General features: G+C 44.9%; 12 protein-coding genes. All 12 read left to right on the forward strand.

Going from position 1 to position 19,438, the window contains the following annotated elements:
• Positions 1–199: 199 nt before the first annotated feature.
• The 12 genes from rny (at position 200) to mutL (ending at position 19,432) form a co-directional block, all read left to right on the forward strand.
• Positions 200–1,765: a ribonuclease Y gene (rny, locus tag A6K76_RS04605; RefSeq protein WP_083995284.1), complete on the forward strand. Its 1,566-nt coding sequence runs from the start codon at positions 200–202 to the stop codon at positions 1,763–1,765.
• Between the two features lie 132 nt (positions 1,766–1,897).
• Positions 1,898–3,637 (forward strand): S-layer homology domain-containing protein, encoded by a 1,740-nt coding sequence (locus tag A6K76_RS04610; RefSeq protein WP_066462575.1) that lies wholly within the window; start codon positions 1,898–1,900, stop codon positions 3,635–3,637.
• 115 nt (positions 3,638–3,752) lie between these two features.
• On the forward strand, positions 3,753–4,550 hold the full coding sequence (locus A6K76_RS04615; protein ID WP_066462577.1) for a TIGR00282 family metallophosphoesterase: 798 nt from the start codon (positions 3,753–3,755) through the stop codon (positions 4,548–4,550).
• Positions 4,551–4,906: 356 nt separating this feature from the next.
• Positions 4,907–6,640, forward strand: a complete 1,734-nt coding sequence (locus tag A6K76_RS04620) for a 2-oxoacid:acceptor oxidoreductase subunit alpha (protein ID WP_066462578.1) — start codon at positions 4,907–4,909, stop codon at positions 6,638–6,640.
• 1 nt (position 6,641) lies between these two features.
• On the forward strand, positions 6,642–7,508 hold the full coding sequence (locus A6K76_RS04625; RefSeq protein ID WP_066462579.1) for a 2-oxoacid:ferredoxin oxidoreductase subunit beta: 867 nt from the start codon (positions 6,642–6,644) through the stop codon (positions 7,506–7,508).
• 605 nt (positions 7,509–8,113) lie between these two features.
• Positions 8,114–9,415 carry a transglutaminase domain-containing protein gene (locus A6K76_RS04630; RefSeq protein ID WP_066462580.1) on the forward strand — a complete coding sequence of 434 codons (1,302 nt, stop codon included), beginning with the start codon at positions 8,114–8,116 and terminating at the stop codon, positions 9,413–9,415.
• A gap of 9 nt (positions 9,416–9,424) precedes the next feature.
• Positions 9,425–9,766 (forward strand): hypothetical protein, encoded by a 342-nt coding sequence (locus tag A6K76_RS04635; protein WP_066462582.1) that lies wholly within the window; start codon positions 9,425–9,427, stop codon positions 9,764–9,766.
• Positions 9,767–9,835: 69 nt separating this feature from the next.
• Entirely contained in the window at positions 9,836–11,362 is a 1,527-nt protein-coding gene (gene miaB / locus A6K76_RS04640; RefSeq protein WP_066462584.1) for a tRNA (N6-isopentenyl adenosine(37)-C2)-methylthiotransferase MiaB, read from the forward strand.
• A gap of 15 nt (positions 11,363–11,377) precedes the next feature.
• Entirely contained in the window at positions 11,378–11,812 is a 435-nt protein-coding gene (locus A6K76_RS04645) for a YlbF/YmcA family competence regulator (protein WP_066462586.1), read from the forward strand.
• Positions 11,813–11,978: 166 nt separating this feature from the next.
• The gene (locus tag A6K76_RS04650; RefSeq protein ID WP_066462590.1) at positions 11,979–14,129 is read left to right on the forward strand and encodes a sensor domain-containing protein; all 2,151 of its coding nucleotides are present in this window, start codon (positions 11,979–11,981) and stop codon (positions 14,127–14,129) included.
• Positions 14,130–14,311: 182 nt separating this feature from the next.
• Positions 14,312–16,960, forward strand: a complete 2,649-nt coding sequence (mutS, locus tag A6K76_RS04655; protein WP_245671953.1) for a DNA mismatch repair protein MutS — start codon at positions 14,312–14,314, stop codon at positions 16,958–16,960.
• Between the two features lie 600 nt (positions 16,961–17,560).
• Entirely contained in the window at positions 17,561–19,432 is a 1,872-nt protein-coding gene (gene mutL, locus A6K76_RS04660; RefSeq protein ID WP_066462600.1) for a DNA mismatch repair endonuclease MutL, read from the forward strand.
• The last annotated feature ends 6 nt before the right edge of the window (positions 19,433–19,438 follow it).

Raw genomic sequence — 19,438 nt, forward strand, 5'->3', positions numbered from 1 at the left:
TTTAGCTTTGCCTTTTTCTCATCTCATAGCGACTGTAAACACTACGCCGAAGTAAAGCGAACCGTTGCCGCTCCTTGACAGTTTGGCAACATTACATTTACAATTGAGAAGTATAATTTCTTACATTTGAAATGAAATGACGCATAAAAAGCGTACATCAATTGAACATGAGCTGACATTAGCAAGAGGAGGTGTTCGAATGCCAGAAATCATTACAATCATCATCTCCGCTATGCTTGGAATCATCGTCGGTGCCGTTGTTGTTTATTTCTACGTGAAACAAGTGAATGAATCAAAAGTAAATGGTGCAAAATTTATTGCCGACCAAATTGTTGATGAAGCAAAGCGAGAGGCAGACGCTTTAAAGAAGGAAGCACTACTTGAAGCTAAGGATGAAACTCACAAACTTCGAACTGATGCCGAAAACGATATTCGTGAACGTCGTTTCGAGCTTCAAAAGCAAGAAAATCGCTTATTACAAAGAGAAGAAAACTTAGATCGTAAGGATGAAGCTCTAAATAAGAGAGAAGAAGGGTTAGAGCGTAAAGATCAAAACGTCGCTGAAAGACAACAGCAACTTGAGCAGATGGAAAGCAAAGTGGAACAACTCGTTGCACAGCAACAATCTGAGCTAGAGCGTATTTCGGCGTTAACACGTGAAGAAGCAAAAGGAATTATTTTACGTGAAGTCGAGCAAGAGCTAACAGCAGATATCGCGACGATGACAAAAGAGTTTGAGCTACGTGCAAAAGAAGAGTCAGATAAAAAAGCGCGTGAAATTTTATCGCTTGCGTTACAACGTTTTGCGGCAGATCACGTTGCAGAAACGACTGTGTCGGTTGTCACATTACCGAATGATGAAATGAAAGGTCGAATTATCGGTCGTGAAGGTCGAAACATTCGAACACTTGAAACGTTAACTGGTATTGATTTAATTATTGACGATACACCAGAAGCAGTAATTTTATCAGGATTCGATCCAATTCGTCGTGAAACAGCACGTCTTGCATTAGAAAAGCTTGTGCAGGATGGTCGTATTCACCCAGCGCGTATTGAAGAGATGGTTGAGAAATCTCGCCGTGAAGTGGATGAGCAAATTCGCGAAACAGGCGAGCAAACGATTTTCGAAGTAGGAATTCATAACATACACCCAGATTTAATGAAAATTTTAGGACGTATGAAGTATCGTACGAGCTATGGTCAAAACGTTTTAAAGCATTCGATCGAAGTGGCGCATTTAGCGGGATTACTTGCAGCCGAGCTTGGCGAGGACGTAACACTTGCAAAACGAGCAGGCTTACTGCATGACATCGGGAAAGCAATTGACCATGAAGTCGAAGGTAGCCACGTTGAAATCGGCGTGGAGCTTGCGACGAAATATAAAGAGCACCCCGTTGTTATTAACAGTATCGCATCGCATCATGGTGATGTGGAAGCGACATCGGTTATTGCAGTGCTCGTTGCAGCAGCAGACGCTTTATCAGCAGCTCGTCCAGGTGCGCGCAGTGAGACGCTTGAAAACTACATTCGTCGTCTAGAGAAGCTAGAAGAAATTTCAGAGTCATATGACGGCGTTGAAAAATCATTTGCCATTCAAGCAGGTCGTGAAGTGCGCATTATCGTACAGCCTGACAAAATTGACGACTTATCAGCACATCGCTTAGCGCGGGATATTCGCAAGCGTATTGAAGAAGAACTCGATTATCCAGGGCATATTAAAATTACCGTATTGCGTGAAACACGCGCGGTTGAATACGCGAAGTAATAAGAAAAAAGGTAGCGGGATGTTAACATCTTGCTACCTTTTTTATATAATTCATCATAATTATCCAAATATTTCTTTTCAAAGGCAGTATATGTGATAAAATTGTATATAGATAAAAGGGGGAATTTTATCATGAAAAAACGATATCAATTTATCGCAACAGCAACTGCTGCTGCATTGACAGCTTCAGTTGTAGCTGTGCCGACGACGGAAGCAGCACAAGTGTTTCCAGACGTACCGACGACACACGGACATTTTGAAACGATTAACGAGTTAGCAGAGCGTAACATCGTTCAAGGGTTTCCTGATGGTACATTTAAGCCAGGTCAAGCGGTAACGCGTGGACAAGCTGCGAAAATGATTGCGGGTATTTTAGGGTTAGATACAGTAAATGTTGAAAATCCAAACTTTACAGATATTAAAACGAGCTTCCAATATTACGGTGCAATTGCTGCATTAGTAGATGAAGGCATTATCGACGGCTATGAAGATGGCACGTACCGCCCAGATGCGACGTTAACACGTGGGCATATGGCGAAAATTTTAACGCGTGCATTTAAGCTAGAGCAAGATGAAAACGTAGCGCCATTTACGGACATCGCGTTATCTGAGTACAGAAATGATATCGAAGCGTTATACGATCACGGCGTAACAGTTGGTACAACAGCTACTACGTATAGTCCACGTGAAAACGTAACGCGCGCGCAATTAGCATCATTCATCATCCGTGCTGAAGATGCGGTGGAGTTTGAGCTTGTTGAAGTAACAGGTACCATTACGAAAATTGAAAACGGCGTCGTGACAATCGGCGGTGTTGAATATGCAGCAGATAGTCAATGGGCGGCATTTTTCGGTGAAGCAAATGAAGCGGCATTACTTGGCGCTGAAATTGTGTTAACTGTACAAAAATCAAAAACAGGCAACGTCATTAAAAATGTAAAATCGCTAAAATTAAAAGCAGCGAACACGACGTTTGATGCGCAAAATTTAGCAGTTGAAGCAATTGAAATTGGAGCAGACGGCATTACGTTAAAAAATGCAGATGCAAAAGATGTGAAAGTTGCTGACAAAGTAAAAGTGACAATTACAGATAGCGATATCGACAACATTACGTTTGGTGTAGATGCAAACGCAGCATTCAGCGGCACAAACAACGTCGGCGGTATTACAGTACCAAAAGGTGTGAAACCATCAGACGTCATTACAGGCTTACCGAATGTAGACGATATTCCAGTGACGGAATACGAGCCGACGACACCACCAGTAGTGGATCCACCAGTAGTAAACCCACCATCAACAGGCGGTGGCGGTAGCTCAGGTGGAGGTGGCGGCAGCTCAGGCGGCGGAACGACAACAACAAACTACGAGCCAGGCTTTGAGTCGTTCTTAACAAAAGTAGAAGCAACAGAGCAGTTCCAAGCGTATAAAGCGCAATTACAACAACATGTAGAAAACATTACGTATAGCTATACATCATCAACAGGTGGCGGCTCAATTACAATTGACGTAACAGATACAGCAACATTAGCAGAGCTACGTGCAGCACTTGCGACAGAAGCGCAAGAAGGCTTAGGTTTAATGGCATTTGCACAAGAAGCGTTAGCAAATGTTACGGATTCACAAGTAGAAGCTTTAGATGCGTTATCAACAGTGACTGTAACAGTCAATAACGTAACAAAAGCTATTACAGTACCTGCAAATAAAACGTCAAATGAGTCGTTAGCTAACTTAGCAAGTAAGGTGAAAGTCGCAGCAGTAGAAGCGTACGATGAGTTAGGTGGCGACAAGCTTGTGAAAGATTTACAACCAGCAAACGTGAAAGTTGTATTCTCAAACAACACATCATTAACGTACGCAGTTACAGTAAAATAATGTAACGAAAAGGCGCGAAACGATACATGTCGTTTCGCGTCTTTTTTGTGCGCTTTTTTACAACGACTTGAAAAAACGCTATAATACGTATATCTATTGGAGAAAGAGTGATTATATGAAAGTTTTATTTATCGGCGATATCGTCGGCTCAATCGGTCGCGACGCTGTGGAAAAATATTTACCGCGCTTAAAGCGTAAGTATGCGGTCGATGTTGTTATTGCAAACGGCGAAAACGCAGCAGCAGGTCGCGGCATTACGCAAAGCATTTACAATGATTTATTACAAATGGGCGTTGACGTCATTACGATGGGGAACCATACGTGGGATAACCGCGACATTTTTGAATTTATTGACGATGCGGACTATTTAATTCGCCCAGCAAATTTTTCGCCAGAAGCACCAGGTAAAGGCATGGTACAAATTTCGAAAAACGGCGTAACGATGTCAGTTATTAACTTACACGGACGCACATTTTTACCGCCGCATGACGATCCGTTCGCAAAAGCAGATGAACTCATTGCAGAAGCGAAGAAAATTTCACCGCTCGTGTTCGTCGATTTCCATGCGGAAGCGACGAGTGAAAAAATCGCGCTCGGCTGGCATTTAGACGGTCGTGCATCAGTAGTTGTTGGCACGCATACGCACGTACAAACAGCGGACGCGCGCATTTACCCAGGCGGCACAGCGTACATTACTGACGTTGGTATGACAGGTCCGTACGATGAAATTTTAGGTATGACGAAAGAAAATGTCATTTACCGCTTCCAAACACAAATGCCTCAGCGCTTTGAAGTACCGAAAAAAGGACGCGACGTGCTGAGCGGCTTCTTCGTTGAAATTGACGATAAAACAGGCAAGGCGCTTCGACAAGAACGCATTTACATTAACGCAGATTATCCGTTTGAAGCGTAATGATTGAAAGCTATACGACAATAGGGACAGCCTTATTGTTGTGTAGCTTTTTTTAGTTGCGTATGCTTCGTGTTATTTCGTTCTACGTAGCGGTTCGTGCCAAAGCATGACGAATGAGATTGCGTGCGTTTTGCAGGCTCAGGCGGAGAGCGCGAATTGCTTTGATGATACGTTAGTAGTTAAAAAAGATAACCCACTACGAAAAGTAAAGTGACAAAATTCTGACTTTTTTCCATAAATCTATTTCGGCCTATTGACTGAAATTTAGAAAAAAGCGCGAGAAACGATAGTTTAACACGAATGTTCATGTTAAACTTATGAAGGAATTTTATATATATAATTAAGGAGATGTTTACATGTTACATCAGCTTTCGTGGAAAGTCGGTGGGCAACAAGGTGAAGGGATCGAGTCAACAGGTGAAATTTTCTCAACGGCAATGAACCGTTTAGGCTATCACTTATACGGCTATCGTCATTTCTCTTCTCGCATTAAAGGTGGCCACACGAACAATAAAATTACAGTACGTCCAACACCAGTACAGGTGATTGCAGACGATTTAGATATATTAGTCGCGTTTGACCAAGAAACGATCGATGTGAACTATAAAGAGTTAACGGAATCAAGCATCATTTTAGCAGATGCGAAGTTCAACCCAGTAAATCCAGAAGATAGTAAAGCACCAATGTATGCAATTGGCTTTACAGAAATCGCATCGGAGCTTGGGACATCTCTTATGAAAAACATGGTCGCAATTGGTGCGACGGCTGCGCTATTAAACTTAGATGAATCGGTATTCCAAAGTGTAGTAGACGAAATTTTCGGTCGTAAAGGCGAAGAAGTCGTAGCGAAAAACTTAGAGGCGATCAAGCGTGGGCGTGAAGAAGTAGTCGCACAAATTGGCGAGCGCGTCGGTGCATGGGAGCTACAGCCAGCAGACGGCAAGCGCCGCATGTTTATGATTGGAAACGATGCAGTTGCTTTTGGCGCGTTAGCAGCAGGCTCTCGCTTCATGGCAGCATACCCGATTACACCAGCTTCTGAAATTATGGAATACATGATTAAAAAGCTACCACTTGTTGGCGGAGCGGTTATTCAAACAGAAGATGAAATCGCAGCAGCAACGATGGCAATCGGTGCAAACTTCGGTGGCGTGCGCGCATTTACAGCATCAGCAGGTCCTGGTCTGTCATTAATGATGGAGGCAATCGGTTTATCAGGGATGACGGAGCAGCCGCTTGTCATTGTTGATACGCAGCGTGGTGGCCCTTCAACAGGTTTACCGACGAAGCAAGAACAATCAGATTTAATGGCCATGGTATACGGCACACATGGTGAAATTCCGAAAGTCGTTATCGCGCCATCAAACGGTGAAGAAGCGTTTTACGATACAATTCAAGCGTTTAACATCGCGGAAGAATTACAATTACCAGTCATTATTATTACCGATTTACAACTATCACTTGGTAAGCAAACAGTAGAGCCATTTGATTACAGTAAAGTTGAAATCCGTCGCGGCAAAATCGTCGACAGCGTAGAAGACGAAGAAACGAAAGAATACTTCAAGCGCTACGAAGTGACAGAAGACGGCGTATCACCACGCGTATTACCAGGTGTAAAAGGTGGCATTCACCACGTAACGGGTGTTGAGCATGACGAGCAAGGGAAGCCATCTGAAGCGACAGGTAACCGTCGTGCACAAATGGATAAACGTTTCCGTAAATTAGAGCATTTACGCTTTGACAACCCAGTGCATGTGAACGCACCACATGACGAGGCGGACGTATTACTTGTCGGCTTTAACTCGACGCGCGGCACGATTGAAGAGGCGATGACGTCACTTGAAGCGGACGGTTTAAAAGTAAACCACGCGCACGTACGTTTAATTTACCCATTCCCTGCAGAGGAAATGAGCGAATTAGTGAACCGTGCAAAACATGTTGTAGTCGTTGAAAACAATGCGACAGGTCAATTAGCGAACATGTTAAAAATGAACGTTGGCGGACATGCGAAAATTAAAAACGTGCTGAAGTATGACGGAACGCCGTTTTTACCACGCGAATTAGCAGGTCTTGTAAAGGAGAGCATCTAATATGGCAACATTTAAAGATTTTCGTAACGCAATTAAACCGAACTGGTGCCCAGGTTGTGGTGACTTCTCTGTACAAGCGGCCATTCAGCGTGCAGCAGCGAACGTCGGCTACGAGCCAAGCGAGCTAGCGGTGATTTCAGGAATCGGCTGTTCAGGTCGTATTTCAGGCTATATTAATTCTTACGGCTTCCACGGTATTCACGGTCGTGCATTACCGATTGCACAAGGCTTAAAAATGGCCAATAAAGATTTAAAAGTAATCGCTTCAGGCGGTGACGGTGACGGCTTTGCGATCGGAATGGGTCATACAATTCATGCAATCCGTCGTAATATCGACATCACATACGTTGTGATGGATAACCAAATTTACGGCTTAACGAAAGGGCAAACGTCCCCTCGTTCAGCGGCTGGCTTTGTTACAAAGTCAACGCCAGGCGGAGCAATCGAGCCATCGTTAAAGCCACTTGAAGTTGCGTTAACAGCAGGTGCTACATTCGTCGCACAAGGCTTCTCAACAGACATTAAAGAATTAACAGCTTTAATTGAAGCAGGTTTAAACCATAAAGGCTTCTCATTCATTAACGTCTTCTCACCATGTGTAACGTATAACAAAATTAATACGTACGACTGGTTTAAAGAAAACTTAACGAAGCTTTCAGACATCGAAGGCTATGACCCACATAACCGTGAGATGGCGATGCAAACAGCAATGCAGCATGAAGGGCTTGTGACTGGCATCATTTACCACGACACAGAAACGGCGTCGTACCAAGAAAAAATTCAAGGTTACTCAGAGCTTCCGTTAACGGATATCGACATTTCGTTACAAGAAGATCAGTTTAACGCACTTGTGAACGAGTTTATGTAATAAAAAAGCGTAGGTATAACTTATAAAGTCAAGAATGCTCATAAAATCGACAGACGTATTTTGCCTAATTGTAGTTGAGCAAATATGTTGTTGAAAATCAGTAACATTGTGGTTAGTAGTCAATTTAAACATTTCAAACAAAAACAATCTCTACCGAATTTTAAATTTGGTAGAGATTGTTTTTTAGTTAGCTCTTCACTATAACTTAAGTTCATAGTTCGCTAACTTGTATGAAATACCTTTTATATATATACAAGGTGATTGAAATTTAGAATGTGAACGAGGCTCTCGAAACAAGAGGCGGACTCCTGCGGGAAAAGCGTGAGCGAGAGACTACAGGCTCGAGCCACGCCCGCGGAAAGCCTGCCTCGATGTGGAGAGCCGACGAACAAAATGCTAAAATACATTCACCGTCTATATAGCTAAATTCTCTATTTTCAGCAGTAAGAAAGAAATATATGTGACATTGACAGAGCAGGGAGAGGCAATACGCGAATGACTATGCTTGTCTTTTTAGGAAAAACAAGCGAAAAAATATGATTTAGCGCGTGTATCGGACAGCTTATTTTTTGTATGGTACAGTAAAAGAAAAAGGGGGAATTCGAATGACACCGACGGCAACGGCACATACAGAAGCAGAGCTACAAGCAATCATTTATCAAGGAATGCGTCAGTTTACGCCGACATTTCACATTCGGTATAAAGGAATGATCGCAAATTTAGATGCAGCATTAACGCGTGCGATGAAGCGCGCCATTGCAAAAGATGATTACATCGCAGGGACGATTCAGCGTCACGGCTATTCGTATGAAGGCTATGACCGAGACGTGGACATTACGATTTCTTTAACGTACAATACGACCGCGCAGCAGGAGCAGTTCGTGCAGCAAGAAGTACGACGCATCGTCACGAATATGACGACGCGCGACATGCAAGACGTCGAAAAGGTGCAGGCGATTAACGAGTGGCTCGTATTACATACATCGTATTCAAAGCAGACGAACGGCAATCCGCACGCGGCACATACGATTTTCACCGAGCATAAAGGAGTGTGCCAAGGCTATGCGATGGCGGCGTACGCGATGCTCAGGCAGGCGGGGCTTCGCGCTCATTATGTAACAGGCGTCATTTTGAAAAACAATGAGCCGCACGCATGGAATATCGTACAAGTGGACGGACATTGGTATCATTTAGATGTGACGTGGAATGACCCGCGTTTGCAAGACGACATACGAGTGGACGATTTCATTTCGTATGAATATTTTTTACAATCAGAAGCAGCGATGTGCAAAACGCGTACCATTCATAATAAAGGACAGCTGCGTGCGACGAGCGAGCGCTTTCAAGTAATGCGCGACATTCCGTCTACGTTGCTGCGCATAAATGGCACGTTTTATAGCATTTGCCCGAGCTACGCAAACGGCAAGCTATATGCGGTGAAAGACGATACCGTTGTACGCATCGAGTTAACGGAAAATGTGCCGCGACTAGAGCCGATTGCGCGTATGTACGCACTTGGCATTGTCGCAACAGCAACGCACGTATACGTCATTGATGGGAAGCGGGGCAATCGCATTACTGAAATCGACACGCTAACGAAGCAAATGAAGCTACTTCCAACAGACGCGGTGACGAAGCTATGCATTGAAAACGGTACGGTCGTCGGCTATGCGAACAATCGCGTCGTATGGAAGCACGAGATAGCGCAAGTACAAACCGCAACAAAAGTCGTCGATCATAAAAGCGGGGCAGTTGTGCGACAAGCGGCAACGAAGGACAGTCGCACGCTCGCTGTATTGCCGCAGCATACGGTTGTACACGTTTACGACGAGAAAGGCGACTGGGTACGTGTGCGTGTGAACGGCATTGACGGCTACATGCTGCAAAATAAACTGCGTACGTCATGAGGTGACAAGATGGATATTATTGATTTTTTACAGCATAAAAACATACGCGATGAGGCGCAGTTTATGAAGCTGTTTACGAAGGCGCATAGCTTGGACGAGCGACTTGATGCACTCATTGCAAGTCAACATGTACAACTAGATGACCATCCGCGATTTTTAGCATTTTTAGCGTATTTACAGATGGAGCAAATTGAGCCGAAGACGTTATTTTACGATGTCGTTCATTTGCCGAAGTTTCAATTTGAAGCGAAGTATGCGATGAACTGGGCACAAGTTGTGAAGCTAAGTGTGACGTTTTTGGCGATTTTGCGTGAAAACGACCGCGAAAGCTACGAACAATTTAGCTCGTAACTTGTCACGTATGCGGGAAGTTCGCTATAATGATTGAATGCACTGCAAGGAGAAAGGAGCTATCGTCGGATGAATGAAGAACAACGACTAGCTAGTCAGCAAATTACAGCACGAAAAAAAGAGGAAAAAGATTATAGTAGCTACTTTGAGAAAGTATTTACAGCGCCGTCGCTGAAAGATGCAAAAAAGCGCGGTAAAGAGGATATTAACTATCATAAAGACTTTACGATTGATGAAGCGTTTTTAAATATGGGGGTAGGTCGCAAGTTTTACATTCGTACGTACGGCTGTCAAATGAACGAGCACGACACAGAAGTAATGGCGGGTATTTTCCAGGCACTCGGTTACGAATCAACGACAGAAATTGCCGAAGCGGACGTCGTGTTACTGAACACATGTGCGATTCGTGAAAATGCCGAAAACAAAGTGTTTGGAGAGCTTGGCTTCTTACTGAAATATAAGCGTAAAAACCCAGATATGTTAATCGGTGTATGCGGCTGTATGTCGCAGGAAGAAGCGGTCGTCAACAAAATTTTAAAGCAATACCAGCACGTTGATATGGTGTTTGGAACGCATAACATTCACCGCCTGCCAAACATTTTAAAAGAGGCATATTTATCAAAAGAAATGGTCGTTGAAGTATGGTCAAAAGAGGGCGACGTTATTGAAAGTTTACCGAAAAAACGTCTCGGCTCGATTAAAGCATGGGTCAACATTATGTACGGCTGCGACAAGTTTTGCACGTACTGCATCGTACCATACACACGCGGCAAGGAGCGCTCACGCCGACCAGAAGAAATCATTCAAGAAGTACGTGAGCTTGCTGCACAAGGGTATAAAGAAATTATGCTGCTTGGGCAAAACGTTAACGCATACGGCAAAGACTTTGACGATATCGAGTATCGTTTAGGCGACTTAATGGACGAGCTGCGCACAATCGACATTCCGCGCATTCGCTTCACGACGAGTCACCCGCGCGATTTTGACGATCACTTAATCGAAGTGCTTGCAAAAGGCGGCAATTTAGTTGAGCACATTCACTTACCAGTACAATCGGGCTCAAATGACATTTTAAAAATTATGGCACGTAAATATACACGCGAGCATTTTTTAACGTTAGTTGATAAAATTAAAGCAGCGATGCCAAACGTGACGCTGACGACCGACATTATCGTCGGCTACCCGAACGAGACGGAAGAGCAGTTCGAGGAGACGATTAGCTTATACCGTCAAGTCGGCTTTGATATGGCGTTTACGTACATTTATTCACCGCGCGAAGGTACACCAGCTGCGAAAATGGTTGATAACGTATCGGACGAGGAGAAAAAGCGTCGTCTACATCGTTTAAATGAAGTTGTAGCGGAGTATTCTGGTGCCGCGCTGAAAAAGCTTGAAGGAACAGTTGTGGAAGTGCTTGTAGAAGGTAGCAGTAAGCGCCGCGATGACGTGCTTGCAGGCTATACGCGCAGCAACCGTTTAGTGAACTTCGAGACGGACGTATCGCCAGAAGAGCTTGTCGGACAGCTTGTGAACGTGCGCATCGTGGAAGCAAAAACACACTCGCTATTAGGAGAGTTTGTAGAAGTAGTGAAATAAGAAGGGGTGGATGAGATGTCGACGTATTATACGAAAGACCAAATTATCGAAAAAGCAAAAGAGCTAGCCCACATGATTGCCAATACAGAAGAAGTCGCGTTTTTTAAACAGGCGGAAGCGCAAATTAATGAAAATCAATTTGTGCGCGAAAAAATTGCATCAATGAAAACACTACAAAAGCAAGCGGTCAATTTCCAGCACTTAGGGAAAGAGCAAGCGTTTATGAAAATGGAGCAAAAAATTGAGCAAATTGAAGCGGAAATTGATGCGTTGCCGATCGTGCAGCAGTTTAAGCAATCGCAAGTTGACGTCAATTACATTTTACAGCTCGTTTCTAACAGCATTGCGAACAACGTAACGAACGAAATTATTGAATCGACAGGTGGCGACTTGCTGCGCGGTGAAACAGGCGCGAAGGTGGCACATACTGCTAGCAATAGTTGCTCGTAACGAACGGTCATCTACACACATGTATTGTGCTGTAGATGGCTTTTTTTGTGCGTTCACAGTAGGAAATCATCGATATTTAGTAAAATCGATGCATGAATACGGTTGAATACTGTAAAAAGTGGGAACATAACGGGTAACCGATTAACACGATTAGGGAGGACGGACGATGACATTAAATGCACATGTTCAGCAAGAAAAAAAGGCACTTATGCAGTGGCTTATTCGATTAGGAGAACAAATTCAAGATGGGACAGTCATTTTAGATGCCACGAGTGCTTCTCCCGAAATTTTACATTGCAATGAGGCATTTACGAAAATGATGCACGGCGATGCGGACGTATTGAAGGAAAAACAGCTGCACCATTTTAACGACGATGTGACGCAGCAGGAGTTGTATCAGCGCTTTTATTTTACATTAGCAACAGGACAACAGCAGCAGCTTACAGTCATTACGAAGCGCGGAGATGACACGACGTTTTGGAATGAAGTAAGCGGTTACCCGATTAGCTCAACACAAGGCGATGTACTATTATTTTTTTGCATTTGCCGCGACGTGACAAGTGCGATTAATGACGGGGTGTTTTCAAATATTGAAAAGGATGTGTACGCCTCAATTCATGAGGAACGTTCATTGCAATCGACGCTGTATGATGTGTGCGAGCAAGTGCGTTTATTTATGCGACGCCCTGTATATACGGTCATTTGCTTAAAGAAAAACAATCAATTTTATATTGCGGGGAAAAATGATACGTTCAAGCAGTGGCATGAGCGCAATGAACAAGCGTTTCGTGCAGGACCTTACATATACGATGAGGAGGAAATGATCGTCAGCAATCGGCTATGGCATCATAACCGTACGTTGTTCCAAGAGCAAGACATTCATTGCGTCTGGCAGCAGCGCATTAACAATCAGCAGCAACGAATGGTCGCGCATTTTTCAGTGTACGTCGACGGCAGCGTGAGGCTCACTGCACAGGAGCGCATGTACTTGCAGCGCGTCACAAACTTGCTTAATGTGTATTTACAAGTGCAGCAACAAAAGGAGGAAATCGAGCGCTTAGCATACACCGATTATTACTCGACGTTGCCAAATCATAAATATTTCACGACATCGATGCAAACGATATATCGTCAACGCAAAGACGGCCATATTGTCATTTTAGAAATTAGCGAGTCGCAGCACATTATTGACTTGTATGGACGTGAAGGTATGAGTCGTTTAATGGAGCAAATGGCAAATCAAATGCAGCAGCTTGTCGGCGAGCCGATTTTACTTGCGCGATATGACAACGCGTCGCTGATCGTGTGCAATGACCGGCAGTACAATATGAAAAAGTTAAACGCGCACATTTTAGATAATTTAACGAGTGCGGCGTATGAACTAAAGGAACATAAAATGTACATTACGCTCAAAGTTGGTGTGAGCAAATATAGCGCTGAGACGAATTGGGAAGAGGCGATTCACCATGCGGAAATTGCGCTATCAGATGCGCGCAAAAGCATAGGTACAGTGATGCGCATGTACGATGAATCGTTAAAGCAAAACTTACAAAAGGAAATGGATTTATTGACGCATTTGCTTGAAGACTTGCAGCAACGCAAGCTTCAAGTATATTTGCAGCCACAAGTTGATTTACGCACAGGGGAAATTGTATCGTTTGAGGCACTCGCACGTTGGCATAGCGAACTGCTCGGCTTCGTGTCGCCGGCTGAATTTATTCGCGTCGCTGAAAATGCAGGCAAAATTCATAAGCTCGATATGTATATTTTGCATCTCGTGCTCGAATGGCAAAGTGAGCGCAAACGAAAAGGCTTACCGATGTACCCGGTATCTGTCAACATTTCAGCTGATCATTTTTATTACCCGACGTTCGTCGAAGATTTCACGAAAAAAGTCGATCGTTTCAACATTGAGCATGAGCTAATTAAAGTGGAAGTGACCGAAAGCATTGAGCTAAACGATATGCAGCGTGCGAAATGCATTATTTCGGAGCTGACGGAGCTTGGTTTTGATGTGTCGATGGATGATTTTGGTGTAGGGTATTCGTCGCTTAGCTATTTACAGCAGCTGCCGTTTCGTGAAATTAAAATCGATCGCAGCTTCATTAACAATTTAATCGATCAGCGTATGCACGCGGTTATGCGAACGATTGTGCAGCTGTCGAAGGACTTGTCGCTGCGCTCGGTAGCAGAAGGTATTGAAACACCAGAGCAGCAGCAAAAAATGCTAGACATTGGCTGCGATATCGGGCAAGGCTATTACTTTTATCGACCGATGCCGCTGCATGAAATTGATGACATTTTGTATAAGAAATAACGATAAAATCATTCGAAGCGCGCATGTTTCGAGTGATTTTTTCGTCTGCGTAGAGCAATCGCTTTTACGATACAGACGTTTGCGCTTTTTGTTATAATAAAGAAATGTTTAAAGCTTGTGGATTAGCGATTCATTCGCTGTATGTATATTTCGCTAATCGATAATGTCCAGAAGTAATGATAATGAGTGAGGTTTTATATATGGCACATACGCCAATGATGTTGCAATACTTAGAAATTAAAGAAAACTACAAAGACGCTTTTTTATTTTTCCGACTAGGCGACTTTTACGAACTATTTTTTAGCGATGCTGAGCGTGCGTCCCAACTGCTTGAAATTACGCTGACGAGCCGATCAGGTGACGGTGATAATCGCATTCCAATGTGTGGCGTGCCGCATCATTCGGTGCAAGGATACATCGAAACGCTCGTTGCAAAAGGCTATAAAGTAGCGCTTTGTGAGCAGGTGGAAGACCCAAAAATGACAAAAGGTGTCGTGAAGCGTGAAGTTGTACAGCTCATCACGCCGGGAACGATTACGCAAGGGAAAACGATCGATGGCAAAACGAACCATTATTTAGCGGCAGCAACGAAGGAATCAAACGGCTATGCGCTTGCCTATTTAGACGTATCAACAGGCGAAGCGGTCGCGCAAATGATTGATGGTGATGAACGTGCGCTGCTCAATCAATTAAATGCTTACAACATGAAGGAACTTGTTGTGGAGGAAACGTTTTACGATGCATTCGTCGAGCAAGCGGCAAACGCAGGTGTCGTGTTATCGATTGCGAAAAATAGCATCGTCGCAGAAAGTGTTGCACCGTTTATCGTTGACGTGCCAAGCTACATGGAGCACGCATGCACGCAGTTACTGTCATACGTTGAGCAAACGCAAATGCGCGCGCTTACGCATTTACAGCCGTTTACGTTTAATGAAGCGGAGCATTATTTACGCATCGATACGAACTCAAAGCGCAATTTAGAGCTTATTCAGTCGATTCGCGGTGGCGATACGAAAGGGACGTTACTTTGGCTCGTCGATGAAACGGTGACGGCGATGGGGGGACGCAAGCTAAAGCAATGGATGCATCAGCCGCTTGCAAGTAAACGTTTGATTGAGCAGCGCCAGCAATTCGTTTCGGACTTTCTAGATGAATTTTTCGTGCGTGCTGAGCTTCAGGAGTTACTGAAAAAAGTGTACGACTTAGAGCGTTTAGCAGGGCGCGTCGCATTTGGCAGTGTCGGTGGGCGCGACTTAGCCCAGCTGCGCGATTCACTGCGTCAAGTGCCAGCCATTTATGCACAGCTTGCTTCTGCACAATCGCCGACGCTACGTCAATTTGCGAGCAAGCTTGACCAATGTACAGATATTGAAGCGCTACTAGCACAGGCGATTACCGATCATCCACCGCTGACGATCAAAGACGGCGATGTTATTCGCGACGGTTATAACGCGAGATTAGACGAGCTGCGCGATGCATCGCGTAACGGCAAAGATTGGATTGCCCAGCTCGAACAGCGCGAGCGCGATTTACTCGGTATAAAAAATTTAAAAATCGGCTACAATCGCATTTTTGGCTATTATATTGAGCTGACGAAATCGTACGTGCACCATGCCGATTTATCTCGTTACGAGCGCAAGCAAACGTTAGCGAATGCCGAGCGTTACATTACGCAGGAGCTAAAGGAAAAAGAGGCGCTCATTTTAAACGCACAGGAGGAAAGTTTAGAGCTTGAGTACCGTTTATTCGTCGAGCTACGTGAGCAGTTAAAGGCGTTCATTCCGCGCGTCCAAGCACTTGCTGCACACATTAGCGAGCTTGATGTGTACATGAGCTTTGCGCAAATTGCTGAAAAATATCATTTCGTGAAGCCGGTATTTCATGACGGACGAGCGATGCGCATTGTGAACGGTCGTCACCCGGTCGTTGAAAAAATGCTCGGCAAGCAAACGTACGTGCCAAACGACTGCGTGCTAGAGGAAAATAGCAACATGTATTTAATTACCGGACCGAACATGTCGGGGAAAAGTACGTATATGCGTCAAGTTGCGCTCATTTTAGTGCTTGCGCAAATGGGTTGCTACGTGCCGGCAGATGAGGCGTTTTTACCTGTTACCGATCAAATTTTCACGCGTATCGGAGCAGCAGACGACGTAGCATCTGGGCAGTCGACGTTCATGGTCGAAATGATGGAATCACAGCACGCCATTACGCATGCGACCGCAAACAGCTTGCTATTATTTGATGAAATCGGACGCGGTACATCGACGTATGACGGCATGAGCTTAGCGCAGGCGATGATGGAATACATTCATGAGGAAATTGGTGCCAATACGCTATTTTCGACGCATTACCACGAGCTAACGACACTTGAAGACGCATTGCCACGATTAAAAAATGTACATGTCGCAGCAGCGGAGCAGGATGGCAAAGTCGTATTCCTGCATAAAGTAAAAGACGGTGCCGCAGACCAATCGTACGGTATTCACGTCGCAGAGCTGGCCGAACTACCAAAGCCGATTTTAACTCGTGCACAGCAACTTTTAGAGACGTTTGAAGCGCAAAGCGGAGACGTACAAATTGTTGAACGCATCGTTGAAAAGCCAGTCGAAGTAGTAAAAGAGATCATTGTCGAAAAGCCAGTTGAAGTAATCGTCGAGCGCATCGTTGAAAAAGACGCAAGCGCCGAGCAGTTATCCTTGTTTAGCGAAGAAATGACGCCACAGCAAAAGCAAGCACTCGCAAAAATCGAGCAGTGCAGCGTACTCAACACAACGCCATTTGAAGCGTTACAACTGTTAAATGAATTACAGCAGTTGTTGAAAAAATAAACGTATTGTGGCTCTATTTTAGAGAAAGATTTTGTAATATGTCATAGCAAGCGTGTTGATACGCCAATAAGTGGGCAGTACGCATATGGCGGCTCGCTTTGTCTCTGCGATTACTCGAGACAGAAAAACATGTGCTCCTGCGGTTACTCGTCGCAGAAGTTCTGGGGCTCGGCGGCGAACACGATGTTTGTCATGAAGGTGGTGCCACATGGACGTGGCGCTCACCACCTTCCTCAAGCCTCCGCGCCACTCCTTTGTCGTGGCTTACGGGGGCTTGATGCACGAGTTTTTCCCCAAGGAGTCTCGCCGCACGCTCTCTGCCACTGCAATGTAGCATTGATTTCGGTTTTACGGTTCAAAACAAGTAATTAAGATGTATACAAATGGCGTATCAACAGGCATGATGTCATCGTCTGTTCTGAAATGTAGGCAGCGACTTCTGCGGGAACAGCGCTAGCCAAAAATCCATTTTTTGCGGCTTGTCCGACAAAAATTAGTTGAGGCAACGCCCGCGAAAAGCGTCCGCCGAAATGGAAGAACGATTAAGATACCATTATTAGAAAACAAATAGGTGCAATGAAAACGTAAGGAAGTGACACGATGGGCAATATTCATATTATGGACGAATGGCTGTCGAACAAAATTGCTGCTGGTGAAGTAGTCGAGCGCCCCGCATCGGTCGTCAAAGAGCTTGTCGAAAACGCTATTGACGCAGGCAGCACGCAAATTGAAGTGTTTTTGCACGATGCAGGGTTAGGGAGCATTCAAGTGACCGACAACGGCAGCGGCATGGACGAGGAAGATGCATTCAAATGCTTTATGCGCCATGCGACGAGTAAAATTAGCAACGAGCACGATTTGTTTCGCATTCGCACGCTCGGCTTTCGCGGGGAGGCGCTCGCATCGATTGCCTCGGTATCGAAAATCCATTTAAAAACGTATGACGGAAAATCCGGCATCGAGCTTGTGCTTGAAGGTGGCATTGAGCGCGCACGCCATGCAGCACCGTCACGTCGCGGTACGGACATTACGGTATCGCAGCTGTTTTTCAACACGCCAGCGCGACTAAAATACATGAAGACGATTCAAACGGAGCTAGGGCATTCGATTGATTTAATGAACCGCTTAGCGCTTTGCAACCCGCACATTGCGTTTAAATTGATGCATCACGACCAGCTGCTGTTGCAAACGAACGGGCGCGGCAACGTTCAGCAAGTACTCGCATCGATTTACGGCATTCAAAATGCGAAAAAAATGATTCCGTTTGAAGGGAAGTCACACGATTACAACATTTCAGGCTACGCGACGTTACCTGAAATTACGCGCGCGTCGAAAAATTACATGTCGATTTTCGTCAACGGTCGATGGGTGAAGCACTTTTTAGCACAAAAGGCGATGACCGACGCGTACCATACATTTTTACCGATTGAGCGCTTTCCAATCGTCGTACTGTTCGTCGAGGGCGATCCGTATTTAACGGACGTGAACGTACACCCAGCGAAGCATCAAATTCGATTGTCGAAGGAGCCGGAGTTACTCGAGCTTATTCAAACGACGATTCGTGAGGCGATTCGTGCGGTCAACCGCGTGCCAGAAGCGGTGAAGCAAGCGAAGCCTGTTCGTGTACCGACCGAGCAAATGAACATGTTTAAGCCAACGTTTAACGAGGAGCGCTTGCAGCAAGTGACCGACGAGCTAGCAAAACGAAGCCCATCGCCGCCGCGCAGCACACTATCACCGCAACAGCGCATCGTCGCACAAGAAATATATCGCGACGTGACAAATGATGTACCGATTATGAAAGAGCCAGAGCCGGCGTTCGCGAACACGACAGAAACGGAGCCGATCGACGTCATTGAACCGATTGCACCGTCGCAAGCGGAGGAGCATTTCCCGCATGTTGAAATTGTCGGGCAAATTCATGGCACGTACATCGTCGCACAAATGGAAGACGGCTTTTATTTAATTGACCAGCATGCTGCACAGGAGCGCATTAAATACGAGTATTTCCGCGATAAAGTAGGAGACGTTAACCCGAATGAGCGTCAAGCACTATTGTTGCCACTGACGTTTCATTACGCGGCGGACGAGGCACTTCATTTAAGGGAACGTCGTGAGCACCTAGAGCAAGTTGGTGTATTTTTAGAGGATTTCGGGCAAGGGTCATTTATCGTTCGTGAGCATCCGAGCTGGTTTCCAAAAGGCGAGGAGCAACAAATTATTGAAGAGCTACTGGAACAAGTGTTACGCTTTAGCAAGACGGACATTAAAAAGCTGCGGGAAGACGCTGCCATTATGATGAGCTGTAAAAAGTCGATTAAGGCGAACTATTATTTAACGCATGAGCAAATGACGACGCTGATTGACGATTTACGCGCATGTGAGCATCCGTTTACGTGCCCACACGGACGTCCGGTGCTCATTCATTTTTCAACGTATGAAGTGGAGAAAATGTTTAAGCGAGTAATGTAGGAGGTT

Origin of the sequence: Caryophanon latum, from assembly GCF_001700325.1 — a bacterium.
GTDB classification, from domain to species: Bacteria; Bacillota; Bacilli; order Bacillales_A; family Planococcaceae; genus Caryophanon; species Caryophanon latum.